Below are 23,432 nucleotides of genomic sequence, written 5' to 3'. Positions count from 1 at the left end.
ACTCGAGTCGGACACGTCACGCTTTTTTACTACGCTTTGTTTACTACATCTCCAGGGTTCGTGCCACCCTTATAGCTGTTCACCTATATAAGATTATTACACTTCTCCTCTTTCAAGCGCTATGAACGATTCAGACTCGGTGTATACATTGCTCACAGTAGTTGGCTCGCAGAGCTCGTCGCCTACTCAGCCAGAATTTCGCGGTGTCCAGCAAGGGTAAAGCCGCTTGGGTCTATCAATCGACCTTCGGCCTCCACCCGACCATCATCGTGAAACAAGACGCGTCCGTAATCCGGGTCATCAACAACCCATTTATGATGTTCGCGCATCATATCAAGCTGATAATGATCCAGATTACCTTCTCCTGATCGGCATTGACCCAAGCGAATGACCCACCATGCCGAACGCCCTGGCACCCTAAGTTCGTGTCCTGCAGAGGCCCCGGCGTTTAGCAGCTCTGGGACTGCACTCACAGTCAGCGCCAAGCGTCCCAGCCCCGACCGTGCTACAGCCCCTCGCTCGTTAAGCTGCCACTCATCGAAGGCTGACGTAGGAAACCAGCAATGGGTAAAATCCGGCTGGCCATTCTGTCCATCGAACAAAACGATAGCCAGATTTCGATACTGCTGCACACGTGGGATACTGGCTGAGCCGCCCCAGAACGAAGGTCGGCCAAACCCGGCTTGTACTCGCTCTCCGGGATGATTGATCCACACCTGGGCGTGCGGTTCACTTCCGATACGGGCCTGAATCAGCGTCTCCTGATATCCCCATTCTGACCAGCGATAGCAAGCGGCGCTACCCATGGCCGTCTCACGGGTTTTATAGTGGTAAAGACACGCAAAGCCATTCTCGCCTTGGCGATAGACCCATTCTTGACCTTCTTTGGCTTGCCAGCACGCCTGTAGTGCAAGGTGAGCGGGCAACGCCAAACCATGATCGCGCAGCGCCAGCGCAAATTGAACAAGACAATGCACATGACTACCTAAACTGCCTTGGCGCCATAATAGTCTTGAAAGGCCGGTCAACTCCAACGTATCCGCGGCGCACAGCGAGTGCTGATAGCTACGCCCTTGAGCACCCGTCAATACGCCCTGATGAGCAGCGAAGGCGACAATAGAGACAAGCCTTTCTATAGCGTTAGCCGCCCTTTTACGTAGATCCTCATCGGGGCCTAGCGCTTGAATCGCCGTCAAGCCCTTGAGATCGATCGGAAAATAAGGGGCAGAGTTAAACTCGGCCATTTCGCAACGCTCGAAATGGTCAAACCACGCCATCAACCGCGCGCGTCCTTGCTCGCTTTGCTCATGACCAGTACGTCCCGAACGCTGAAAGCATGAATCGGGTAGTAAATGTCCGGCCAAGTAGGAAGCCGTGTGAAATAGCAAAGCGTGGTTTTCCGAGAAGTACCACTGCACATCGTTGCCAGGCTCATCCATCCAGTAGCGAAAAGAGAGGATGGTCGTGTCGATACGGTCCAACAATGGAGAAGACAAGCGATCACCGTAGACCATACGCGCCCAGAGTAGCGGCACCAACGTGAAGTCAGCGCAATCGTGGCACCGCTCGATGCCGGGCAGTTCCGCTTCAATGATGCTTTCGGCAACACCAATCATCGTCTCACTCGCCTCGTCAAGACAGGCGAGGGCTCGCTCCACATCCGACTCAGCATTAACGGCCGTCCATCTGATCACCTCTTCTATGCGTTCAGAGAGCTGCTCGGCGGGCGCCCCAAATTCCGAACGCTTGCTGATTTCAGCCCCGAGCCGAAGCGACGTAGTGAAGCCAGCGCAGCTGATGGTTATATCGAAGTATCGATAGTCAGCTGGCAAGTCGCCCGACTCGCACAAGCGCACATGGGTTTCTCCGGCCGGGAGAGCCACTGTGTAGTGCTGCTTGCCATGGGATATAAAATGTCCCGCCGCCACCACCTGAATCGAAGCATCTTCGTTGAGCGGAGACGGGCAGACAAGCACGACACTTTCACCGTCATAAACCGCACGATCCAGATACATGCTCTCAAGCGACCGCTCTACATCAGATACGACAGAGGTATCAGCTTCAAAGGGATATCCAGCATTGGCGATAGGCCCATCGATCCAACACAACGAAAGGCGAATGACCGCATCCCGCTCACAAAGGTCTTCGAACTGGAAGGCGATTTCGTTATTTCCCGCTTGCAGCTCTACCTCGATATCGATCTCGGCGGCAGCATTACGAGTGGCGGGCGATAACCACCCCACGCTTTGGCCGTTAGCATAAATTCGCGCCGCACCACAAATGCTTGCGCGCAAATGTGCGGTGCCAGCATACTCAGCGCGAATAGAGGTCCGCGCCCACCCTTGTACCAAGGTGGGGCGAAACCAAAATCCGGACAGGTCCAGAAAGGGCGACCCCATAGGCAAGACATTCCGCGCCCTCTCCCAGCACGGTAGTTGTTTAGGCGCTAATGGCTGATCACGACGTTCAGCAATATACGCCGTGCGGCAAGGGTAGGTATGCGGAATCCAGTTCTTGTCCCGAGTCAGGAAAAACGTGGAATCCATTTCGCCCTCCATTGTGGAATCAGCCACATCGTATGCCTGTTCCACTAAAGGGAGTACCTGCCAGTAGATGAGTGGCTCCCCGGACTCGAGACTCATCAGCGTAGGCTCGAAATAGCAATGGGGTCTACATCTTCGTAGGCCTGATTTTCACCGGTCATACCCCAAACGAAAGCATAAGGACCGGTACCGGCCCCCATATGAATCGACCAAGCGGGAGATAAGACGATATCTCCATTGGCAACTACGAGATGGCGGGTATTATCTGGCCGTCCCATGAAGTGCATGACTCGATCTTCATCGGCCAAGTCAAAATAGCAGTAGGCCTCCATACGGCGCTCATGCAAATGAGGCGGCATGGTGTTCCACATCGACTGTGGAGCCGGATCGGTAATGCCCATCAAAAGTAGACACGAAGGGGCCACTTTAGGGTGGATATACATTGCCAGCGAACGAACATTACCTTTATCCGTATCCCCCATGGTAATCACTTGGGCTTCTGATTGAGGAATCAGCCGATGAGGGACATCATTACCTGCAGGCACAGAATTCATATAAAAGCGTGCTGGCCGGTCACTCTCATCACTGCCAAGCTTAATATCCTTGGCACCCCGGCCGATATAGAAGACATCCCGATTACCAAGCGCGTATCGCTCCCCATCAACCTCGATCCAACCTGACTGGCCCAGGTTCGCGACACCCATTTCACGGGCGTCAAAGAAAAACGGCGTGCCTACGTCGCTTCCATCACCGAAACTCAAAGGTGAGTGAAGAGGCACTGCGCCGCCTACGATCATACGATCGAGGTGCGTATAGGTAAAATTGATCTGATCTGGCGTAAAAAGACCTTCGACCATGAAAGTGTCACGCAGTGCGGCAGTGTTCATGGCGTCCAATTGATTGGGGCCTGCGCCATACTTCGTCATCATGCTCATGAATGCTTCCTCTCAATGAATAAAAAAGAAAACGGCAATCACCGCGCCAACCAACCACCATCCACGTTCAATACCGCGCCGTGGATGTAGTCCGAAGCTGGTGATGCCAAAAAAACCGCACTATCGGCGATATCCTCGGGTTCCCCCCATCGATCGGCGGGGATGCGGCCTAATATCTCGGCCGAACGCTTGGGGTCATCACGCAGCGCCTGAGTGTTATTGGTCGCGATATAGCCCGGCGCGATGGCATTGACATTAATTCCTCGGGCCGCCCATTCGTTGGCAAGCAGTTTGGTCAGCCCGGATACGCCGTGTTTAGAGGCCGTATAGGAAGCGACGCGAATACCGCCTTGAAAACTCAGCAGTGATGCAATATTGACGATTTTGCCTTTTGCATCACGATTCACGAGTGCCTTGGCAAACGCTTGGGACGTAAAAAACAGTGCTTTAAGGTTAACGTCCATCACGTCGTCCCAATCCTGCTCTGAAAATTCGAGAGCGTCCGCACGCCTAATTATGCCGGCGTTATTGACCAGGATATCGATCGGGCGTGATTGAAAGAGCTCTGATGCTGCAAACGGGTCGGCAAAATCGAGCGTTACCGATTCAGCCTCCCCCCCATCGGCGGTGATCGCCTCGACGGTTTCTTGAGTCGAGCGACGTCCAGCGCAAATAACCTGACCACCAGCTTTGGCAATAGCGACCGCGATAGCCTGACCTATACCGGTATTGGCACCAGTAACGAGAGCCGTCCTACCTTCCAGTGAAAACCGTGACATGCAATCTCCTTTGATAAATGAGTTTACTCGACGTGATATGCCTATCCGCTTTACATCAAGCCAAACAGGCTCGGCAAACCAAGCGAGAGCCAGGGAATGAAAGTAACCAGCAATAGTGCGAGCACCAGCGCAAAAAAGAACGGCAGAATGGGCCGTATGACCTGATCAATGCGTAATTCGGCTACGGAACACCCAACAAACAGCACGCTTCCTACGGGAGGGGTCATCGAGCCGACGCCCAGATTGAAGATCAACATGATGCCGAAGTGAACCGGATCCATTCCCATCTGTTGCGCGATAGGCAGAAAAATAGGGGTAAATATGAGTACTGCTGGTGTTAGATCGATGAAAAACCCGATGACCAACAGGCACAGGTTCATGATTAAAAAGATGAGAATAATGTTTTCGAATTGCAGAATGGCGCTGGCAATCAAGTCAGGAATGCCGGCGATCGTCATAACGTAGGACATGACCCCCGATGCAGCGATCAAAAAAAGAATAGAGGCCGTTAGCACGGCCGAACGGCCGATAAGCTGCAAATATTCGCGTAGGGTGGTCATTCGATAGATCAGAGAGAGCATCAACGCATACAAAACCGCAACCGCCGCGGCCTCGGTAGCCGTAAATACGCCCAGGACGATGCCACCAATGATGACAACGATCATTCCCAATGCGGGTAAAGCTTCCAAAACGATTCGCAACGCATCGCCCGGCGACGAGCGTAAGCTACTGCGGTAGCCGCGTTTTTTGGCAATAATACCAGCCATCAACATGATGGTGACGCCCATCAGAATGCCCGGAATATAGCCCGCAATGAACAGCGCCGAGATGGACGTTCCGCCCGAAACGAGGGAAAAGAGGATCAATGGACCGCTGGGAGGGATCAAAATCCCCGTCGGTGCCGAAGCGATGTTAACAGCAGCGGAGTAGCTGGGGGCGTAGCCTTCCTTACGTTGTAGTGGCCCCATAGTCCCCCCCACCGCCGCCGCGGAAGCGATCGAAGAACCTGAAATGGCGCCAAAGAGCATATTAGCGATGACGTTGGTATGCGCCAGCGCTCCAGGTAGTCGCCCCCCGACCAACCGCGCTAGATTGACCAAGCGAATAGCGATACCGCCCTTATTCATGATATCGCCGGCCAGAATAAAGAATGGAATGGCCAGTAAGGTAAAACTATCCAATCCGGAAAACATTTTTTGTGTGGAAATAAATAACGCGGTTTCAGGAGGTAGATAAGCAATGCCCACCAATAAGGACGAGACAATGATGGCGACAGAGATCGGTGAGCCAATGAATAAGAGCAGGAAAAAAGCCCCGAACAGAACGAACGTTGCATTGAGTGGATCCGACAGAAAGCTGGCATAAGCCGCCATATCAGTACTCCTCCATACTGGGCGGGGTATACGGCAGCGCAATACGGCCGGCCATCACCAGTAATAAGTTGATAAGTTGAAGAACGAACGTCAGTACCGCAGAGATAGGTAGAATAAAATAAACATATCCCATTGAAAGTTGCATGATGGGCGATACTTGATTGAACGCTGACATACTCGTCTTCCATCCTCCCCAAAGCAGGATCAAAATGGCGAAAGCAAGCACGATGAGTGAATTAAGGAAATACATCACCTTCCCAACCCTCCTTGGCACCAGAGAAGGAACGAGCTCCAAGGAAAGATGCTTATGGGTGCCAAAGCAATAAGCGGCTCCAATAAGCGACATCCATATCATTAAAAATCGCAATGTCTCCTCAGTATAGAGCGCAGGTACGCCCAACAAATAACGAGTAATAACTTGCCATAGCATCAGGCCGACCATGACGACCAACATGGTAGACATCAAGAAGAGCAGAACGCTTTCTAACATTTTCTTAAACCAAAGCATAAGACCACTCCCAGGACGCGCCCTGAACACTGAAAAGCTGCTTTTTCTATAAAAAAGCACTAGACACAGATCAATATAAAGATTGAACATTGAAGCGTTAATTTGCAATATGAAAAAAAATTTCATTACTTATACTATAGTCAAGCAAGTACGCGTCACGGAGGGATGTAAAGCAATGAATAACAAAGCAAGACGTCTTAAACTTGCCGATGTCGCAGCCCATTGCAATGTTTCGATCAGTACGGTTTCTCGCGCCCTGTCGGGCACCCCCGGTGTAAGAGCCGATCTTCGTCAGCATATTCTTGAAACGGCCCATACGTTGAACTATCAGCAACCCAGTACGCTAGCCGGTCAGCGTATCGTGGTGCTGGCCAGTGCCAAGGCACTTATCGATTATCAACGCAACCAGTTCAGCACCCATGTGCTGTATGGTATTAAGGCCCAGGCAAAAATGCTCGACATGGATCTTGAGATACTTAGCGCCCACGACCGTGAAGGCGAGCTGGCACTTCTCAAGGAGAATGAGGCTTTAGAGCAAGTAGCGGGAATGCTTTTTCTTACCGTGGATGACGAAGAGGTTCTCACGCAGGCACGCACTCTCGCCAAACCCACAGTACTCATCAACGGCGACGACCCTCTTATGCAGCTTTCAAGCGTAGGGCCCCATAACCGCGCCGCTGCTGCCACAGCCACGCAACACCTCGTGGAACTAGGCCATCAGCGGATTCTTTTTTGTACTAATCCTGGCCGTCGCACGATAGAGCTCCGCAGGGAGGGATGGTTGGATTCCCTACCCGAGACAGTCCGCCCCTATCAGGACGAACTCATCGTAGAGGCCCAGGAGTGGACATCCGAGGCAGCTCGAGCAGCCATTTCGACGAAACTGGATCAGGCATGCGATTTCACCGCCGTACTTTGCGCGGGGGATAGTCTGGCGATTGGAATCATCCTGGAACTCCGCTCACGAGGTTTTCGCGTACCAGAAGATATTTCAGTAGTAGGGATCGATGGCCTTCCTCAGGGTGAATTCCTGGTACCTTCACTTACCTCGGTGCACCTACCCATGAGAGGTATCGGCCAGGTAGCTGTCGATCTATTACGAGACCAGGTTCTCGACCCCCGCTTCATCGCAAGACGCATCGAGCTTGCGGGTGAACTTATAATTCGCTCATCCTCAGGACTAAAGTACTATCAATGAAATTTTTTTTCGTATAGATATTATTTTGCATTCCCTTCAGAATTGATGCGTAACCATAACAATACATTAAAGCAACGCGTCGAATATAAGGAAAAAAAATGAAAGTATATCTGATCGCAGCTACTGCCCTTTCGACTGTGTTTTTCAGCGTATCTAGCGTTAACGCCGATGTCCGCTTAAGAATGGCCAACTCGCTTTCTCAAGACCACCCTAGCAGTGTCGTTTTAAAGCAGTTCGCCGATGAAATTAATGAAAAAACCAACGGTGAAGTATCGATTCAATTATTCTTGAATGGTGTTCTTGGCTCCGAACGCGAAGTGCTTGAGCAAATGCAAAACGGGGCAGTCGATATTACTCGGGTAAGTGCGGCCAGCCTCGAAAATTTCAACTCTATTTATAGCCTTTTCTCGTTACCTTACATATTCGATGACGAAGAAAATTTTTACGAAGTAATGAGAAGCCCTATCATCGAACCTATCTACGAAGCCACAAAAGAGGACGGCTTCCAAGGATTGACTTTCTTCGATAGCGGCGCACGTTCTTTTTATACTTCTTCTCATCCCATTAACACACCTGACGACTTGAAAGGCCTAAAACTACGGGTCATCAACTCCAACACCTCTATTCGGATGGTAACGTTGATGGGAGGGACGCCCACCCCTCTTCCCTATGGTGAAGTTTATACCGCATTGCAGTCAGGCGTTGTCGATGGCGCGGATAACAACCCAACGGCACTGACTATCGGCAGGCATGGCGAAGTAGCACGTTACTACTCCCTCGACGAGCACCAGCGCATTCCCGATTTTTTAGTGATTTCCAACAATGCATTGGAGAGAATGACCGAAGAACAGCAAGCCATCATGTACGACGCAGCCACCAATGCGACAGAGAGCTATCGAGACCTGTGGAGCGCCGCTGTAGAACAAGCGCTTGAGCGCGCCCAGGAAATGGGCGTGGAAATAAACCAACCGAACACAGAGCCATTCCGGGAAGCGGTTCAGCCCTTGATCGACGAATATCTACAAAACGAACAGATCGGTCCTCTTCTCGAACAAATCATCTCCCACTAACGCTCAAAACAAGTGCTTCATTAAGCCGTCCCTGGACGGCTTATCCCTTATCGGCCTAAAAAAACTCCCGCTATATGGATGGTTGTGTCATGAGCAATTGCCTGCCTATTTCAAAAAGTGAACTAAATCATAACATCGAGCTGGTTATAAAAGGTTTGACCGGGTTACGCCACGACGGTCGCTTCCACGAACCCAACCTCGATGGTAGCGCAGGGGATTATGTCAGTTTCGACAGCTGGGAGTGGCCGCAAGGCGTCGGTCTCTACGGTGTTGCACGTCTATGGCAACATACCGGCAGCGAAAGCGCTAAAAAACTGCTGGAAACGTGGTATGACAATCAGCTTTCCCTCGCACCGAAAGCTTTGAACGTTAATACCACTGCGCCCATGCTCGCCCTATCGATTCTTTGGTCGGAGACCGGTGAAGCACGTTGGGAAACAGTACTTTCCGACTGGGCAGATACACTGATGCGCGATATGCCCCGCACCCGCTGCGGCGGTTTTCAACACAATGTTTCGGATAAAATCAACGATAACGAGTTATGGGACGACACCCTGTTCATGGTGGCGCTCTTTTTAGCCAATTACGGTAAAGCCGCGCATCGCTCGGAACTGCATGAAGAAGCCTGCCTACAGTTTCTCTTGCACACTCATTACTTGAGCGAGCGTGAAACGGGGCTATGGTTTCATGGCTGGACGTTCGATGGTAACAACAACTTCGCCCGCGCCCGCTGGGCCCGGGGAAATTCATGGATCTCTGCCGGCTTACTGGATTTTCTGGAAATGGCGGACCTTACACCGGCGCTTGAAAGCTATTTCGTGTGGATATTGCGATCCCAGATGGAGGCGCTATTGGAATACCAGTGTGAAAGCGGTGCCTGGCGCACGTTGGTCGACGATGAAACGTCTTATGAAGAGATCTCTGCTACAGCCGCCTTCGGCTACGCTTTTCTAAAAGGCGCGCGCCTTGGCTTTGGCGATGAACGCTGGGAGCAGGCAGGAAGAAAGGCGCTTCGGGCCGTCATCACTAACATCGAAGAGGACGGTATGGTCGCGAACGTTTCCTATGGCACCCGCATGGGACATGACCTGCAATTTTATAAGGACATCCCCATTCACCCTACGGCCTACGGTCAATCGATGTCGCTTCTTTGTTTGGTAGAGGCTTTACACCATTAAACCTGGTAGCGGCCTGGTACTGAATTGGACGGTTCTGACACGCAATATAATACATCATTGCCATGGATCATCGCTCAGCGGTGTTTCAAACCAGTCCAAATATCTTCTGCAACAAACAAAATAAAAGGGAGGCTATTGCGGCCTCCCTTTTCACTCGATCAAGCTTGAGTTTGATCAGTGCTCGCGCAGAATCTTCAGCATACGCTTGAGCGGCTCCGCTGCGCCCCACAGAAGCTGGTCGCCTACGCTGAACGCCGACAGGTATTCGCCGCCCATGTTGAGCTTTCTAAGCCGGCCCACCGGTACATCCAGGGTGCCGGTGGCGGCCGTGGGCGTCAGCCCCGCGATGGTGGCGTCTTTATCGTTGGGGATCAGCTTGACCCACTCGTTGTGCTTGGCGATGCGATCCTCGATCTCATCGAGCGGCACGTCCTGCTTGAGCTTGATGGTGAACGCCTGGCTGTGCGAGCGCATCGCGCCGATACGCACGCAAAGACCGTCGATGGGGATCGGGTTATCGCCCAGCCCCAGAATCTTGTTAGTCTCGACGAAGCCCTTCCACTCTTCGCGGCTCTGGCCGCTATCGAGCTTGCTGTCGATCCAGGGGATGAGGCTTCCGGCCAACGGCGCGGCGAAGTTCTCGGTCGGGAAATCACTGCCGCGCATTTTGGCGGTGACCTGGCGGTCGATATCCAGAATCGCGCTGGCCGGATCGTCGAGGTCAGCCGCCACGCTTTGGCGCAGATCGCCCATCTGGTTCAAGAGCTCGCGCATGTGCTTGGCGCCAGAGCCCGAGGCCGCCTGGTAGGTCATCGAGGTCATCCACTCGATCATGCCAGCCTCGAACAGGCCGCCAAGCCCCATCAGCATCAGGCTTACGGTGCAGTTGCCGCCGCAGAAGGTTTTCGTGCCCTTGGCGAGCTGCTCGTCGATCACGCGGCGGTTGACCGGGTCGAGCACGATGGTGGTCTCGTCTTCCATGCGCAGGGTGCTGGCCGCGTCGATCCAGTAGCCGTTCCAGCCGTCGCTACGCAGATCCTTGTAGACCTTCTTGGTGTAGTCGCCGCCCTGGCAGGTAATGATGACGTCCAGCGCCTTGAGCGCCGCCAGGTCAAAGGCGTCTTTTAGTGCCGGCACATCGACGCCGATGTCGGGTCCGGGCTGGCCGACCTGAGAAGTGGTGAAAAACACCGGCTCGATGCCGTTGAAATCACCATCTTCCTGCATACGGTTCATTAGAACCGAGCCCACCATCCCCCGCCAGCCTACAAAACCGACCTTCAACATGTAACGTCCTCCAGTAGATTAAAGTCTTCTCAACACCACTATAACAAAAGAGATCGGCCGCTGCGTAAGGCGGCCGATCTCGTTAAACGTTTCTAACCTCGAGGCCTGCCCGCTTTAGCCAAGCCGGGCAAACGCCGCGAGCACGGCGTCGCCCATCTCGACCGTCGAGGTGCTCGGCTCGCCGCTTTGGGCGATATCCGCCGTGCGCAGCCCCTGGTCGAGCACGTCGCCCACGGCGGTTTCGATGCGCGCGGCAAGGCGGGGCTCGTTGAGCGAGTAGCGCAGCATCATGGCCACCGACAGCATCATCGCCAAGGGGTTGGCGATGTTTTGTCCGGCGATGTCCGGGGCGCTGCCGTGGCAGGGCTCGTACATGCCCTGGCCGGATTCGTTGAGCGACGCCGAGGGCAACATGCCGATGGAGCCGGTCAACATGGCCGCGGCATCGGAAAGGATGTCGCCGAACATGTTGCCGGTCACGACCACGTCGAACTGCTTGGGCGCACGCACCAGCTGCATGGCCGCGTTATCCACGTACATGTGCGAGAGCTCGACATCCGGATACTCCGGCGCCAGCCGCTCCATCACCTCGCGCCACAGGATGGTCACTTCCAGCACGTTGGCTTTATCGACCGAACAGAGTTTCTTGCCCCGCTTTTGGGCCATCTCGAACGCCACGCGGCCGATACGCTCGATCTCGCTTTCCGAGTAAACGTAGGTATTGAAGCCCACGCGTTCGCCGTCGCGCTCTTCGATACCCCGCGGCTCGCCAAAATAAATGCCGCCGGTGAGCTCGCGCACGATCATGATATCGAGCCCGGCGACCAGTTCAGGCTTCAAACTCGAGGCGCTGGCCAGCTGCGGGTACAAAAGCGCCGGGCGCAGGTTACCGAAAAGCCCCAGATGCTTGCGCAATCCCAAAAGCCCCTTTTCCGGACGCTTTGAGAGATCCTCGATCTTGTCCCATTTCGGCCCGCCCACCGCGCCGAGCAAAATGGCGCTGGCGGCTTTGGCTTTCTCGAGCGTTTCAGCCGGCAGCGGCTCGCCGTGAACGTCATAAGCCGAGCCGCCGACCAGCGCCTCTTCGACGTCGATATCGAGCCCCGCCTCCTGACAGGCTTTTAGCAGCCGTGCCGCCTGGGCGGCAATTTCCGGGCCGATACCGTCACCGGGCAGCAGTAAAACTTTCTGGGTCATGCGGTTTCCTCAACAAACGAAGCGGTAAATCTCAAGCGGACTGGCGGAAAAGCCAGGGGCGAGCGGCCTTGTGCTTTTGCTCGAAGGCGCGAATGGCGTCCTCGTCTTTCAAGGTGATGCCGATATCGTCCAGGCCTTCGAGCAGGCAGTGCTTGCGAAACGCATCGACCTCGAAGGCGAAGCTGTCGCCGCCGGGGGTGGTCACGCGCTGGCCTTCCAGGTCGATATCCAGGCGGTAGCCCTCAATCGTTTCGACCTCCTGGAATAACTGCTCTACCTGCTCTTCCGCCAACGTGATCAGCAAAATGCCGTTCTTGAAGGCGTTGTTGTAGAAGATATCGGCAAAGCTTGGCGCAATCACCACCCGAAAACCGAAGTCCTCGAGCGCCCAGGGCGCGTGCTCCCGGGAGCTGCCGCAGCCGAAGTTACGCCGCGCCAGCAGCACCTGGGCGCCCTGGTAGCGGGGCTGGTTCAAAACGAACCCTTCGTTGAGCGGGCGCTCGGAGCAGTCCTGGCCCGGCTGGCCTTCATCCAGGTAGCGAAGCTCGTCGAACAGGTTCACGCCAAAGCCGGTACGCTTGATGGATTTCAAGAACTGCTTCGGGATGATCAGGTCGGTATCGACGTTGGCGCGATCCAGCGGCGCTACCAGGCCTTCGAGACGTTCGAACTTTTTCATGGCTTAGGCCTCCTGGGCGTGGCTTTCATCGTTGGCGGGCAATGTACGGACATCCACGAAATGTCCGGCAATCGCGGCGGCGGCGGCCATGGCCGGGCTTACCAGGTGGGTGCGCCCGCCATAACCCTGGCGGCCTTCGAAGTTACGGTTGGAAGTCGAGGCGCAGTGCTCGCCGGCGCCGAGTTTGTCGGCGTTCATCGCCAGACACATCGAGCAGCCCGGCTCGCGCCACTCGAAACCCGCCGCGGTAAATATCTTGTCGAGGCCTTCCGCCTCGGCCTGGCGCTTCACGAGCCCCGAGCCCGGCACCACCATGGCGAGCTTGATCGAATCCGCCACCTTCTTACCCTTGGCGACCTTGGCGGCTTCGCGTAAGTCTTCGATGCGTGAATTGGTGCAGGAGCCGATGAACACCTTGTCGAGTTTGATATCGGTGATCTTTTGATTCGCCTGCAGGCCCATGTACTCCAACGCCCGGGTATGGCTGCGCTGTACCGTGTCATCCACGGCGGCCATCGGATCCGGCACCTGGCCGGTAATACCGGTGACCATCTCGGGGCTGGTGCCCCAGCTCACCTGGGGTTCGATCTCTTCCGCCTGAAGGGTGACGACCTTGTCGAATTCGGCGTCCGCGTCGGAGACCAGCTCGCGCCAGTCGGCCACGGCGGCTTCCCACTGCTCGGCGGTGGGCGCGAAAGGACGCTTGCCGAGATAGTCGATGGTGGTGTCGTCCACACCGATCAGCCCGACCCGGGCGCCGGCTTCGATGGCCATATTGCAGACCGTCATACGCCCTTCCATGGAGAGCGAACCAATGGCGCTGCCGGCGAACTCGATGGCGTAGCCGGTGCCGCCGGCGGTGCCGATCTCACCGATGATCGCCAGCACCACGTCCTTGGCGGTCACACCCAGGCCCAACTCGCCTTCGACGCGCACCTGCATGTTCTTCATTTTTTGCGCCAGCAGACACTGGGTGGCCAGCACGTGCTCGACTTCCGAGGTACCGATACCGTGGGCAAGGGCTGCGAAAGCGCCGTGGGTGGCGGTGTGGGAGTCGCCGCATACCACGGTCATCCCCGGAAGCGTGGCGCCCTGCTCCGGGCCCACTACGTGGACGATGCCCTGGCGCGGGTCGTTGATCTTGAACTCTTCGATGCCGTACTCGCCGCAGTTGTCGTCCAGGGTTTGTACCTGGATCAGCGAGACCGGGTCTTCGATACCGCTGTTGCCCGCGGCGCGCTCCTTGAGCGTAGTGGGCACGTTGTGATCGGGTGTAGCCAAATTGGCGTCCAAGCGCCAGGGCTTACGCTTGGCCAGGCGCAGGCCTTCGAACGCCTGGGGCGAGGTCACCTCGTGGAGCAGTTGGCGGTCGATATAGATGAGCGCCGTGCCGTCATCGCGCTGCTTCACCAGGTGTTGATTCCAGAGTTTATCGTAAAGGGTTTGGCCTGACGTCTCGGTGTGACCTGACATTGTGCTCTCCCGGGCGGTGCCCTGCTGGTTCGGTCCGGCGTTTTCGCCTTGCCCGCCTCTTGGGGCGGTTTTAGGCTCTGTCTGAAAAGTGCCTGCGCTCGACAATACGGCGTTAAAAATTGGCTCAAAATACTCATTTACACATGTAAACTCCGTTTTTTCGTCAATTTTTGCCTTGTCTTGTCTTCGCTCGTCGACTTTTCAGACAGACCCTAGTGAAGCCAGTGTTGCGCGCCTCGCGCATAAAAGCAATTCATGTTATTTATGGATTGGATTCCAAAAAGGAATAGCGAGAACATCCATGGATACGCAGAGCCTCCAGTCCTTTATCGCCGTTGCCGAGTCGCGAAGCTTTTCCCGCGCCGCCGAGCAGCTCCATCTGACCCAGCCGGCGGTCAGCAAGCGTATCGCGACGCTCGAAGCCCAGGTCGGCACCCGTCTTTTCGACCGCATAGGCCGGCGTATCGCGCTCACCGAAGCGGGGCATCTTTTGCGCCCCAGAGCGCTGCGTATTTTGCAGGCCGTAGAAGATAGCCGCCGGGCGCTGGCGAACCTTTCCGGCCAGGTGGGCGGCACGTTGACCCTGGGCACCAGCCATCACATCGGTCTTCACCGCCTACCGCCGGTGCTCAAACACTACACCGAGCAGCATCCGGAGGTAGCGCTGGATCTGCACTTTCTGGATTCGGAGCTTGCCTATCAGAACGTACTGGACGGCACGCTCGAGATCGCCGTCGTCACCCAGGCCCCGGCGCCGTTTGAGCAACTGGAAACCGTCGAGCTTTGGCGCGACCGGCTCTGCTTCGTTTGCGCGCCGGACCACCCCCTTCGCCGCTCCTCCGTGCCTATCACGCTCGAGACGCTGTGCGATCACAACTGCGTGATGCCCGGGTCCAGAACCTTCACCCATGCGTTGATTCAAAAGCGCTTCGAAAATGCCGGGCTCACGCTTCACGTAAGCATGGCGACCAACTATCTCGAAACGCTCAAGATGATGTGCAGCGTGGGGCTGGGCTGGAGTCTGCTACCCGAAAAAATGCTCGACGACACCATCGTGGAGCTAAATGTTCAAACACCGCGTATCGAGCGTCCGCTAGGCTACCTGGTGCACACCAACCGCACGCTTTCCAACGCCGCCAGCCGCATGATCGAGGCACTTGTCAAAAGCTATTGATTCAAAAGCAATCGGTCTTTATCAGCATGGGAAACCCCATGCCATGCCACTCCTTTAGGTGAATGAGCTTGCTGCTCCCCGGGTAGCATTGCCTCATTACCACATTCAGCCATTAGCCTGATTCGGCGCTTTGTATACTTCTATACACTCAAAGTTACACTTTATTACATAAGTGTCACGCCTTTCGCTTTGCGCAGGAATGTCACCATGCCCAGCCGTCTTTGCCGCTTTTGGCCACTTGGCCTGCTCGCAAGCTTGATGGCGGGGGCCGCTCATGGCCAAAGCACTCATGATCAGCGCACCACGGATCTCACCCGCGAGGCATGGGTGCTCGAGGCGCGGGAAGGCGAGCTGGCCGCACCGATCCAGGGCCTTGAAACGCTTTACGCTCAAACCCGCGATGAGGCAGTCCGCGCAGACCTGATCGCGCTTCTCTTACGCGCCGAGCGCTACCAGGAAGCACTCGATGTCTGCGCCCGCTGCCCTGTCGAGCAGTACCGGCCCAACGAGTTGGAGAACCTGGGCGGCGCGGCGCGCCGCGTCGAGGCCTTTGATGAAGCGCTGGCGTTTTTCCAGGCGCTGGCTCACCGCCACCCGCAAAATGGCCAGGGGTTTTTGGGCCAGGCGCTGATCTATACCGATATGCAGCAGTATACGCTCGCCGAGATTGCCCTGGATCACTACACCCAGGTAGCGGGCACGACACCTCAGGGGCTAGAGGCGCAAGGATATCTTGCCTCGCGCACGCAAAACGCCACCCAAGAACTCGCCGCACGCCAAGCGCTTATAGAGCTCGACCCGGCCAATACAAGCGAGCTTCAGGCGGTTTACCGGCTCGCGGTGGGGCTGGGCGCCAGCAGCGCCGCCCGCGCGCTCATGCTGCAAAACCCGGATACCTTCAACGCCAGCGACCGGCTTTGGCTTGCCTACTACGAGGCGGTAACGGATGTTCGCTTAGGCATTCATACCGATGAGCCCCGCCGTACCGCAAGCGGGTTGGCACAGCTGGATACGGTGATAGCCAACGCCGATACGCCCCAGGAGCTTGAGCGCCTGGCCGAATACGACCGGGTCGTGGCCCTTGCCGAGCTTCGCCGCTTCAGTGAAGCCGAAGCACTCTCCACACGGCTCATCACCCAGCACGGCAGCCTTCCGGACTACGTGCTGCGTGCCCGGGCGCTAGCGCTTACCGGGCTTGGTCGACCGGATGACGCCACGAGGCTTTATCGTGAGCTCATTGCGCGCAACCCGAGCATGGCCATCACGCCGGAAGACCCGCTCAACGAGGGGCTTTTCTACAGCTATACCGACGCCCAACGCTTCAAGAACGCCGACCAATTGCTGCAGAACTGGCTAAGCCAAGAGCCGGAGTATCGCTGGGACTTCACCCGCACGACGCAAATCACCAATACCCAGTATCAAAAAATCCTGATGCTCGATGTTCTGCTGACCGCCTGGCGCGGGCAAATGAGTATGGCAAGCGAGCGTCTTGCGGGCTACCAGGCGCAGGCGCCGGGCGAACCCTATCTTTGGATCACCCGGGGAGATCTCGAGCGCGTGCGGGGCTGGCCACGCCAGGCCGAAGCCACTTACCAGCAGGCCGCGCCCCTTCTTCCCCCGGACCAGCGCTATCTGGCTGAACAAGGCCAGCTTCTGGCGCGCTTGCAGCGCGGCCAGTGGGAGGGTACGACGGCCGAGATCGCCAAGCAGATCGTCGAAGCACGCCCCAGCGCCTCCCGGGACGAACTGGCCCGGGAGTGGCGCGAAGCGCGGGCGCCCCAGTTAAGCGCCACCGTTACCCGCAGCAGCGGCGAAGGCGTCAGCACCCAGGCCTCGAAAGAATGGCGCTCGGATGTACGCCTGGACGGACCACGTAACGCCAACGGTTCGCGCCCGTTCCTTCGGCAAGTCAACCAGTACGGCGAGTTCGATGAACAGGATCTGCGCGCCGGTTACACCATCGCGGGCTACGAGCTGAACCTGCACCCTACAACGCTGGTGCTATCGGCGGGTCATGGCGCTCAGCTGGGCAGCGACTTTCTCGCCCAGGCAGAGCTCCGTTACGCGCCAACGGATCATATAACGGCCACGGTAGGCGCCGAACTCAACACGATGGAGACGCCCCTTCGCGCGTTGGTGGATGACGTGAGGGCCGACCGCTACCACGGCGAATTGACGCTTCGCCGCGACGAGCGCGGAGCCGGGACGCTCGGGGTGGCAGCGGTGGATTTCGATGATGGCAACCTGCGCCGATCAATCTACGGCTATTGGAGTGAAACCTTCTACCATCTGGATCGCTGGCAGATGAACGGCGAGATTCAGGCCGGCGCCTCACAAAACGACGAAGTGGCGGCGAGCTACTTCAATCCCGAGCGCGACGCAAGCCTGGCCGGCGTCGTGTCGGTGAACTACGAAATACCGCTGGATTACCGCCAGAGCTTCATACAAACGGTTTCGCTAGGCTCCGGGCGTTACTGGCAAAAGTCGTTCGATGACGAAAACGCCTGGTCGATCGGCTACGGCCACCGCTTCGAACTCGCCCCGGCCTTCAGCCTCGAGTACGGCATCACCCGCGAACGCGCGGTCTACGACGGCCTTCCCGAATACGACAACACCTTCACCGCGGGCTTTGTATGGAGATTTTTGTGATGCACTGGCGAACAATCGTGACCGGTATGGTGTTGCTGCTTTTAAGCGTTCAGGTCCAGGCTCAGCGGGCACCGGACGACTTCGTCGTCATCAGCTACCACGACGTGGTCGACCATCAGGTGACGCCGAATCTGCCGCTCTATTCGCAAACCATCACACGCACCCGGCTGGTCGAACACTTCAACCTGATCGAAGCCGAAGGCTACCAGCCGGTAAGCTTTCAGCAAATTATCGACGCCAGGCAAGGACGCGCGCCGCTGCCGGAAAAAGCCGTACTGCTCACCTTCGATGACGGCTACCAAAGCTTTTACGATATCGTTTTTCCGCTTTTGAAACTCTATGACTTCCCCGCCGTGCAGGCCGTCGTGGGCAGCTGGCTCGACGTGCCTGCCGGCGGCCAGGTGCCCTACGGCAGTATCGAGCTGCCGCGGGAGCGGTTTCTAAGCTGGGCCCAGGTGCAGGAACTCGACGCCTCGCCGCTGGTGGAGATTGCCTCTCACTCTTTTGATCTTCACCACGGCGTGCCGGGTAACCCCATGGGCAACGAACAGGGTGCGGCGGTTACCAGCACCTGGCACGCCGGCACCGGCTATGAGAGTGAAGCCGCTTATCTCGAGCGCATTCGTGGCGACATGGCCCGCACCCACGCGCAGTTCGAAGAGTATCTCGGGCGCGAACCGCTGATGATGGTCTGGCCCTACGGTGCGTACAGCCAGGCCACGCTCGAGATGGCCGCCGAGGTTGGCATGCGCTACAGCTTCAGCCTGACGAGCGCCCCTAATCGGCTTGACGACCCGCTCGAGAGTATCAACCGCTACTTGATCGATCAGGAGACCAGCCTCGAGACTTTTAACGAGATACTGGCCAACCGCACCTGGGAAATCGAGGCGCTGCGCATCGTGCACGTGGATCTGGACTACGTGTATGACCCCGACCCGGTTCAGCAGGAGCAAAACCTCGACCGGCTGGTACAGCGTATCTACAGCTACGGCGTCAGCACCGTGTATCTGCAGGCGTTTGCCGACCCGGACGCCGATGGCGTGGCCCAGGCGCTTTACTTCCCCAACCGCCATTTGCCGATGCGCGCCGACCTTTTCAACCGCGTGGCCTGGCAGCTTAAAAAGCGCGCCAACGTAAAAGTTTACGCCTGGATGCCGGTGCTCGCTTTCGACCTGGGCGAGGAGCATCGTTACGTCATCAACGACCGCACCGGCGGCGAGTCGCCGGAACATTACCGCAGGCTCTCGCCGTTCAATTTGGATAACCGCCGTATTATCAACGAAATCTACCAGGACCTGGGCCGCATGACCAAGTTCGACGGCGTGCTGTTTCACGACGACGCCTTCTTGACCGATCATGAGGATACAGGCCCCGACGCGCTCGATGCGTACGCCCGCGCAGGCCTGCCCCGAGATATCGGCGCCTTGCAGCAAGACGGTGTCATAACGCGCTGGACCGCCTTCAAGGAACAGTACCTGGGAGGTTTCACTCAAGAGCTGCTGGCCTCGGCCAATCACTACCGTCAGTCGGATAACAAGGCGTTTACCAGTTCGCGCAACCTCTATGCGATAACGGTGATGGAGCCCGAGAGCCAACAGTGGTTCTCCCAAAGCCTTGTCGGCTTCGCCCGTGATTACGACTACGTGGCGGTCATGGCGATGCCCTACATGGAAGAGGCCGAGCACCCCAACGCCTGGCTTACCGAACTCGCCCGCCGCTCACTTAGAGAGGTCAGCGCAAAACAGCTGGTATTCGAGCTACAAACCCAGGACTGGCGCACCCAGACGCCGATTCCCAGCGAAGAGATCGCCGAATGGGTCCGGATTCTACGCGCGCAGGGCATCGTCAATATCGGCTACTACCCGGACGATTTTCATCGAAACCATCCGGATATCGACGTCATCAGGCCGCACTTTTCCAATGGACTACGCTTTAGAGCCGTGCCATGAACCTGCTCGACGCATTGGCGGTGTTTACGTTGGGCTACCCAAGCGTGATGGCCACTATCTGGATATGTGGCGGGGTCTATTTCTACCTGCACTGGGAGCGCAAGCAGCCGGCCTTCACCACCTTTCAGTTCGAGAGCACGGCGCCTAAAGTGACGGTACTACTGCCCTGCTACAACGAAGGCCTGAATGTAGACGAAACGCTGCATCATCTGTTCCGGCAAAATTACCCTCATATGGACGTGGTCGCGATCAACGACGGAAGCCAGGACGACACCCTCGCTCGCCTTCAGGCGTCAACCGCGCAGTATCCCAAACTGACGGTGCTGGACCAGCCCAACCAGGGTAAGGCCAGCGCCATGAATCACGGCCTGGCCTGCGCCACCGGCGACATCATCGTCGGTATCGACGGTGACGCCATTCTCGATTACGACGCCGTGGGCTTCATGGTCAGCCACTTTCTCAACAGCCCAAAAGTCAGCGGCGTGACCGGTAACCCCCGGGTACGCACCCGCTCGACGGCGATCGGCAAGATTCAGACCGGCGAATTCTCTGCGATTATCGGCCTGATCAAACGTGCCCAGCGTATCTATGGAATGGTGTTCACTATTTCCGGGGTGATCTGCGCGTTCCGCCGCGATGCGATCGAGAGAATCGGGGGCTGGAACACCGACATGATCACCGAGGATATCGACGTCAGCTGGCGACTGCAGCTCGACGGCGGCCAGGTGCGCTACGAGCCGCGCGCCATGTGCTGGGTACTGATGCCGGAAACCCTGCGCGGGCTTTTCAAGCAGCGCCTGCGCTGGGCCCAGGGCGGCGGCGAGGTTTTTCTACGTTACTTCACACAAACCATGCGCTGGAAAAACCGACGCTTTTGGATACTGATGCTTGAGTACGTCGTCAGCGTCGTGTGGTGTTACTCGGTGCTTTTACTGATCATCGCGTGGCTAGTCGCCAAGGCGCTTTCACCCACGACCTGGCCCGTCACCGCCAGCGTGCTCTCTTACTTCAGCAGCCTTTTGATCTTCATTAGCTTCATTCAGTTTTCGGTGAGCTTTTATATCGACAGCCGCTACGACCGGGAGATTCTCAAGTGCGTTTACTGGAGCATTTGGTACCCCTTTGCGTACTGGATACTGAACCTGGTGACCGTCATCGTCGCCTTCCCCAAGGCGATGAGACGTCAACAAGGCCGCCTGGCTACCTGGCAAAGCCCCGACAGAGGAGAAGCGTTCAATGAACAAACTGATACCCGTCATCATCGATAACCCCTGCCAAAAGTGCTGGCAGTACCGCACCCGAGACGCGGTCATGGCAACGGCCACGCTTGCGCTGTGGCTGGTGGTGCTGTCACGGCTTCACGGGTTTTATATGCTCGAGGAGGCGATCATCGACCAGCTTTACGGCTCTACCATGCTGAAAATGCTGGTGGCGGGCTTTATCACCACCTTTCTAACCTTTCACCTATGGGCGATCTACAACCGCTACCTCTATACCAGCGTACTCAAACGTGGCGAACCTACGCCCCCAACGCCCCTACTCGAAGAGCACGCTCCTAACCAGCCCCTGGAGCTTTTGAATGGAATGCCCCACGCCTCCAAGCCGGAAGGCAACCCCATCCCTTAGACGTCCTTGGCATCCGGTGGCACCGGCAACCCCTGCATTACCAGTTTGGGCCAGCTTATTTGCCAGCCTTTTTCGATTATCCGTTTTTCGAGCGCCAGGGGTTTAGGCCGCGCCGGGTTAAGGGTAATGGTCAGTTCGAAAAGCGCCGCCACGCCAAAGGGCGCGACCAGCCGAATCCTTCCGCGCTCATCGAGTAGCGCCCCCACCGCGGTTTCTACCTCCACCCAGTGGCGCATGGCGTCTTCGCATGAGCCGTAGGGCGCATCACCGTTGCGGGTATGCATCCGCGCCTGGTTTTTCACCGACCAGGGCAGTGCCATGCGCCGGTTCAGTTGCAACTCGAGGGCGCGGTCCTTCTCGGGGCAGGTATCCTGGGGGTCGAAATAGATCAAATCGATGTCGTTGAGCGGCGTGGCGCTACCGAAGCCGTGTGCTTTATCCCAGGCCAGGTTGCGCACAAACCCGGCGGCCAGACACCAATGGCGCAGTCCCAAACCAGCCGCCACCCGAAGCGCCTGCATACGCAAGCGGTCTTGACCCAGCCACGCCATCAGTCTGGCCTCGTTGGTCATCTAGCCCCCTCATGCAAGCGCCGAGCGAAAATAGCACCGTCGTTGGGTGTCGCCCAACGGCGTCGACCGTTTTTTAACTCAGCCGAGTCGCTGGTTCGGGGGTATAAAATACGCCGCGCGCCCGGGCTTGTGACAGCAAACGCCGATAGTACTCTTTGAACACCCCATCCGAAAAAAACGCTTCCAGATAATTGACGGCCTCCGCATACTCGACGCCGCTGTCTCTGTAGGCCGAGCGCTGTTCGCTGGTGCACAGGTTTTGAATGAGCGGCATCAGCTTATCGGCGGACTTTACCAATTGTGCCTCGCGGGTTTGCTGCGCCGTGTACTCATCGAAAAGTGCCGCAAAAGAGTGGGCCGTGTGCTCGGGCAGTTTGGAAAAAAGCTTGTTCGCCGCCGCTTTTTCGTGCACTTCTTTATGGCGCGTATCGCTTCGATAAGGGTTGGTGTCCCCGGCGTATAGTTCGGGAAGATCATGAAGCATCGCCATCTTGAGCATTTTGGGAAAATCGACGTCTTCCAGTTCGTTTTCAACCAGCATTAAAAACATCGCAAGATGCCAAGAGTGCTCCGCATCGCTCTCGGCTCTTCCGATTTGCGTCGTATGGCACTCTCTTTCACAGGTTTTGAAGGGTTCTATCTCTTTCAAAAACGTGATTTTCGACTCGATATCCATGTACGGCTCTCATTACTGCTTAAAACGTTTACTACTTACCGCAGGCCTTTAGCTTCACCCACGCACCCCTTAAGCAGCTTTCAAGACGGCGCCTGGCTTCAGCCCTGGCGACTACAATCCGTTCAGATCCAGCGCCACCGGTTCACCGAGCCAGTAGGCGTAGGTCGTGTGATCCTCGAGTGTGTTACCCGTTAGGGCGTGGATCAATACGCTAAGGCCCTTTCTGTTCGTATCCAACCAGGCAATGAACTGCTCGAAGCTTTTCTGACCAAACACGATCTGGCAGCTCCACTTGGTGTGCGGCCCGACGCACTTTTGGTGCACGCGGCCAACCTTGAGGCCAAATATTTCGCCAGCATCGGCGCAGAGCTTGGTGGCGAACACGACCGTCTTTTCGTCGAAGTAAACGTGGGCGTGGTAGGCCTTGTGAAGGTTAACGGGTCTGTTGGGTTGATTCATGGGAAGCCTCGCTCTCGATTAACCGAATGGGGTAGCCATAGGTATTTAGTCGGCGCTTATTTCATTCAGCAGCCTTAAGCAGGTGTCCTTTTAGAACGCGGGTATGA

At 56.6% G+C, this 23,432-nt stretch carries 20 protein-coding genes; 8 read left to right on the top strand and 12 right to left on the bottom strand.

The annotated features are described in order from the left end of the window. Positions 1-182: 182 nt before the first annotated feature. From ACWHVV_RS07860 to ACWHVV_RS07840, 5 genes are all read right to left on the bottom strand, one after another. Complete coding sequence (locus ACWHVV_RS07860) at positions 183-2,546, bottom strand: hypothetical protein (protein WP_447928839.1); 2,364 nt, start codon at positions 2,544-2,546, stop codon at positions 183-185. 95 nt (positions 2,547-2,641) lie between these two features. After that, the gene (gene kduI, locus ACWHVV_RS07855; protein WP_447928838.1) at positions 2,642-3,478 is read right to left on the bottom strand and encodes a 5-dehydro-4-deoxy-D-glucuronate isomerase; all 837 of its coding nucleotides are present in this window, start codon (positions 3,476-3,478) and stop codon (positions 2,642-2,644) included. 38 nt (positions 3,479-3,516) lie between these two features. Next, positions 3,517-4,257: a 2-dehydro-3-deoxy-D-gluconate 5-dehydrogenase KduD gene (gene kduD, locus ACWHVV_RS07850; RefSeq protein ID WP_447928837.1), complete on the bottom strand. Its 741-nt coding sequence runs from the start codon at positions 4,255-4,257 to the stop codon at positions 3,517-3,519. 50 nt (positions 4,258-4,307) lie between these two features. Then, entirely contained in the window at positions 4,308-5,630 is a 1,323-nt protein-coding gene (locus ACWHVV_RS07845; RefSeq protein WP_447928836.1) for a TRAP transporter large permease, read from the bottom strand. 1 nt (position 5,631) lies between these two features. Continuing rightward, positions 5,632-6,138 (bottom strand): TRAP transporter small permease, encoded by a 507-nt coding sequence (locus ACWHVV_RS07840; RefSeq protein ID WP_447928835.1) that lies wholly within the window; start codon positions 6,136-6,138, stop codon positions 5,632-5,634. A 175-nt stretch (positions 6,139-6,313) separates the two neighbouring features. On the opposite strand from ACWHVV_RS07840, the gene ACWHVV_RS07835 reads away from it, so the two are divergent. The 3 genes from ACWHVV_RS07835 (at position 6,314) to bglB (ending at position 9,584) form a co-directional block, all read left to right on the top strand. Continuing rightward, entirely contained in the window at positions 6,314-7,336 is a 1,023-nt protein-coding gene (locus ACWHVV_RS07835) for a LacI family DNA-binding transcriptional regulator (protein ID WP_447928834.1), read from the top strand. A gap of 98 nt (positions 7,337-7,434) precedes the next feature. Continuing rightward, complete coding sequence (locus ACWHVV_RS07830; RefSeq protein WP_447928833.1) at positions 7,435-8,406, top strand: TRAP transporter substrate-binding protein; 972 nt, start codon at positions 7,435-7,437, stop codon at positions 8,404-8,406. A gap of 89 nt (positions 8,407-8,495) precedes the next feature. After that, positions 8,496-9,584, top strand: a complete 1,089-nt coding sequence (bglB, locus tag ACWHVV_RS07825) for a beta-galactosidase BglB (protein ID WP_447928832.1) — start codon at positions 8,496-8,498, stop codon at positions 9,582-9,584. A 174-nt stretch (positions 9,585-9,758) separates the two neighbouring features. Here bglB and asd read toward each other — a convergent pair whose 3' ends face one another. The 4 genes from asd to leuC form a co-directional block, all read right to left on the bottom strand. Beyond that, complete coding sequence (gene asd / locus ACWHVV_RS07820) at positions 9,759-10,871, bottom strand: aspartate-semialdehyde dehydrogenase (protein WP_447928831.1); 1,113 nt, start codon at positions 10,869-10,871, stop codon at positions 9,759-9,761. Positions 10,872-10,985: 114 nt separating this feature from the next. Continuing rightward, complete coding sequence (gene leuB / locus ACWHVV_RS07815; protein ID WP_447928830.1) at positions 10,986-12,068, bottom strand: 3-isopropylmalate dehydrogenase; 1,083 nt, start codon at positions 12,066-12,068, stop codon at positions 10,986-10,988. Positions 12,069-12,099: 31 nt separating this feature from the next. Further along, the gene (leuD, locus tag ACWHVV_RS07810) at positions 12,100-12,747 is read right to left on the bottom strand and encodes a 3-isopropylmalate dehydratase small subunit (RefSeq protein WP_447928829.1); all 648 of its coding nucleotides are present in this window, start codon (positions 12,745-12,747) and stop codon (positions 12,100-12,102) included. Between the two features lie 3 nt (positions 12,748-12,750). Next, entirely contained in the window at positions 12,751-14,220 is a 1,470-nt protein-coding gene (leuC, locus tag ACWHVV_RS07805; RefSeq protein ID WP_447928828.1) for a 3-isopropylmalate dehydratase large subunit, read from the bottom strand. A gap of 301 nt (positions 14,221-14,521) precedes the next feature. On the opposite strand from leuC, the gene ACWHVV_RS07800 reads away from it, so the two are divergent. The 5 genes from ACWHVV_RS07800 to ACWHVV_RS07780 all read left to right on the top strand — a co-directional run bounded on the left by ACWHVV_RS07800 (position 14,522) and on the right by ACWHVV_RS07780 (position 21,618). Beyond that, complete coding sequence (locus tag ACWHVV_RS07800) at positions 14,522-15,394, top strand: LysR family transcriptional regulator (protein WP_447928827.1); 873 nt, start codon at positions 14,522-14,524, stop codon at positions 15,392-15,394. A 207-nt stretch (positions 15,395-15,601) separates the two neighbouring features. After that, complete coding sequence (gene pgaA, locus ACWHVV_RS07795; protein WP_447928826.1) at positions 15,602-18,043, top strand: poly-beta-1,6 N-acetyl-D-glucosamine export porin PgaA; 2,442 nt, start codon at positions 15,602-15,604, stop codon at positions 18,041-18,043. Then, positions 18,043-19,992, top strand: a complete 1,950-nt coding sequence (pgaB, locus tag ACWHVV_RS07790; RefSeq protein WP_447928825.1) for a poly-beta-1,6-N-acetyl-D-glucosamine N-deacetylase PgaB — start codon at positions 18,043-18,045, stop codon at positions 19,990-19,992. The genes pgaA and pgaB overlap by 1 nt, the downstream gene beginning before the upstream one ends. Continuing rightward, the gene (gene pgaC, locus ACWHVV_RS07785; protein WP_447928824.1) at positions 19,989-21,260 is read left to right on the top strand and encodes a poly-beta-1,6-N-acetyl-D-glucosamine synthase; all 1,272 of its coding nucleotides are present in this window, start codon (positions 19,989-19,991) and stop codon (positions 21,258-21,260) included. Before pgaB ends, pgaC begins: the two co-directional genes overlap by 4 nt. After that, positions 21,229-21,618: a hypothetical protein gene (locus ACWHVV_RS07780; RefSeq protein ID WP_447928823.1), complete on the top strand. Its 390-nt coding sequence runs from the start codon at positions 21,229-21,231 to the stop codon at positions 21,616-21,618. The genes pgaC and ACWHVV_RS07780 overlap by 32 nt, the downstream gene beginning before the upstream one ends. Here the strand turns inward: ACWHVV_RS07780 and ACWHVV_RS07775 are convergent. From ACWHVV_RS07775 to ACWHVV_RS07765, 3 genes are all read right to left on the bottom strand, one after another. Beyond that, positions 21,615-22,190, bottom strand: a complete 576-nt coding sequence (locus ACWHVV_RS07775; RefSeq protein ID WP_447928822.1) for a nucleotidyltransferase family protein — start codon at positions 22,188-22,190, stop codon at positions 21,615-21,617. The genes ACWHVV_RS07780 and ACWHVV_RS07775 overlap by 4 nt on opposite strands. Before the next feature lie 73 nt (positions 22,191-22,263). Beyond that, positions 22,264-22,866 carry an HD domain-containing protein gene (locus tag ACWHVV_RS07770; protein ID WP_447928821.1) on the bottom strand — a complete coding sequence of 201 codons (603 nt, stop codon included), beginning with the start codon at positions 22,864-22,866 and terminating at the stop codon, positions 22,264-22,266. A 111-nt stretch (positions 22,867-22,977) separates the two neighbouring features. Next, the gene (locus tag ACWHVV_RS07765) at positions 22,978-23,325 is read right to left on the bottom strand and encodes a DOPA 4,5-dioxygenase family protein (RefSeq protein WP_447928820.1); all 348 of its coding nucleotides are present in this window, start codon (positions 23,323-23,325) and stop codon (positions 22,978-22,980) included. Positions 23,326-23,432 lie beyond the last annotated feature (107 nt).

It is taken from the genome of Vreelandella sp. EE27 (assembly GCF_968206495.1).
The sequence above is the reverse complement of the archived record's forward strand: the minus strand, read 5'-3'. Positions and strand labels throughout refer to the sequence as shown.

Bases quoted from the DNA above. Each gene is read 5' to 3' on its own strand.
- ACWHVV_RS07860 (WP_447928839.1), bottom strand. From the start codon at position 2,546: ATGGATTCCACGTTTTTCCTGACTCGGGACAAGAACTGGATTCCGCAT.
- kduI (WP_447928838.1), bottom strand. From the start codon at position 3,478: ATGAGCATGATGACGAAGTATGGCGCAGGCCCCAATCAATTGGACGCC.
- kduD (WP_447928837.1), bottom strand. From the start codon at position 4,257: ATGTCACGGTTTTCACTGGAAGGTAGGACGGCTCTCGTTACTGGTGCC.
- ACWHVV_RS07845 (WP_447928836.1), bottom strand. From the start codon at position 5,630: ATGGCGGCTTATGCCAGCTTTCTGTCGGATCCACTCAATGCAACGTTC.
- ACWHVV_RS07840 (WP_447928835.1), bottom strand. From the start codon at position 6,138: ATGCTTTGGTTTAAGAAAATGTTAGAAAGCGTTCTGCTCTTCTTGATG.
- ACWHVV_RS07835 (WP_447928834.1), top strand. From the start codon at position 6,314: ATGAATAACAAAGCAAGACGTCTTAAACTTGCCGATGTCGCAGCCCAT.
- ACWHVV_RS07830 (WP_447928833.1), top strand. From the start codon at position 7,435: ATGAAAGTATATCTGATCGCAGCTACTGCCCTTTCGACTGTGTTTTTC.
- bglB (WP_447928832.1), top strand. From the start codon at position 8,496: ATGAGCAATTGCCTGCCTATTTCAAAAAGTGAACTAAATCATAACATC.
- asd (WP_447928831.1), bottom strand. From the start codon at position 10,871: ATGTTGAAGGTCGGTTTTGTAGGCTGGCGGGGGATGGTGGGCTCGGTT.
- leuB (WP_447928830.1), bottom strand. From the start codon at position 12,068: ATGACCCAGAAAGTTTTACTGCTGCCCGGTGACGGTATCGGCCCGGAA.
- leuD (WP_447928829.1), bottom strand. From the start codon at position 12,747: ATGAAAAAGTTCGAACGTCTCGAAGGCCTGGTAGCGCCGCTGGATCGC.
- leuC (WP_447928828.1), bottom strand. From the start codon at position 14,220: ATGTCAGGTCACACCGAGACGTCAGGCCAAACCCTTTACGATAAACTC.
- ACWHVV_RS07800 (WP_447928827.1), top strand. From the start codon at position 14,522: ATGGATACGCAGAGCCTCCAGTCCTTTATCGCCGTTGCCGAGTCGCGA.
- pgaA (WP_447928826.1), top strand. From the start codon at position 15,602: ATGCCCAGCCGTCTTTGCCGCTTTTGGCCACTTGGCCTGCTCGCAAGC.
- pgaB (WP_447928825.1), top strand. From the start codon at position 18,043: ATGCACTGGCGAACAATCGTGACCGGTATGGTGTTGCTGCTTTTAAGC.
- pgaC (WP_447928824.1), top strand. From the start codon at position 19,989: ATGAACCTGCTCGACGCATTGGCGGTGTTTACGTTGGGCTACCCAAGC.
- ACWHVV_RS07780 (WP_447928823.1), top strand. From the start codon at position 21,229: ATGAACAAACTGATACCCGTCATCATCGATAACCCCTGCCAAAAGTGC.
- ACWHVV_RS07775 (WP_447928822.1), bottom strand. From the start codon at position 22,190: ATGACCAACGAGGCCAGACTGATGGCGTGGCTGGGTCAAGACCGCTTG.
- ACWHVV_RS07770 (WP_447928821.1), bottom strand. From the start codon at position 22,866: ATGGATATCGAGTCGAAAATCACGTTTTTGAAAGAGATAGAACCCTTC.
- ACWHVV_RS07765 (WP_447928820.1), bottom strand. From the start codon at position 23,325: ATGAATCAACCCAACAGACCCGTTAACCTTCACAAGGCCTACCACGCC.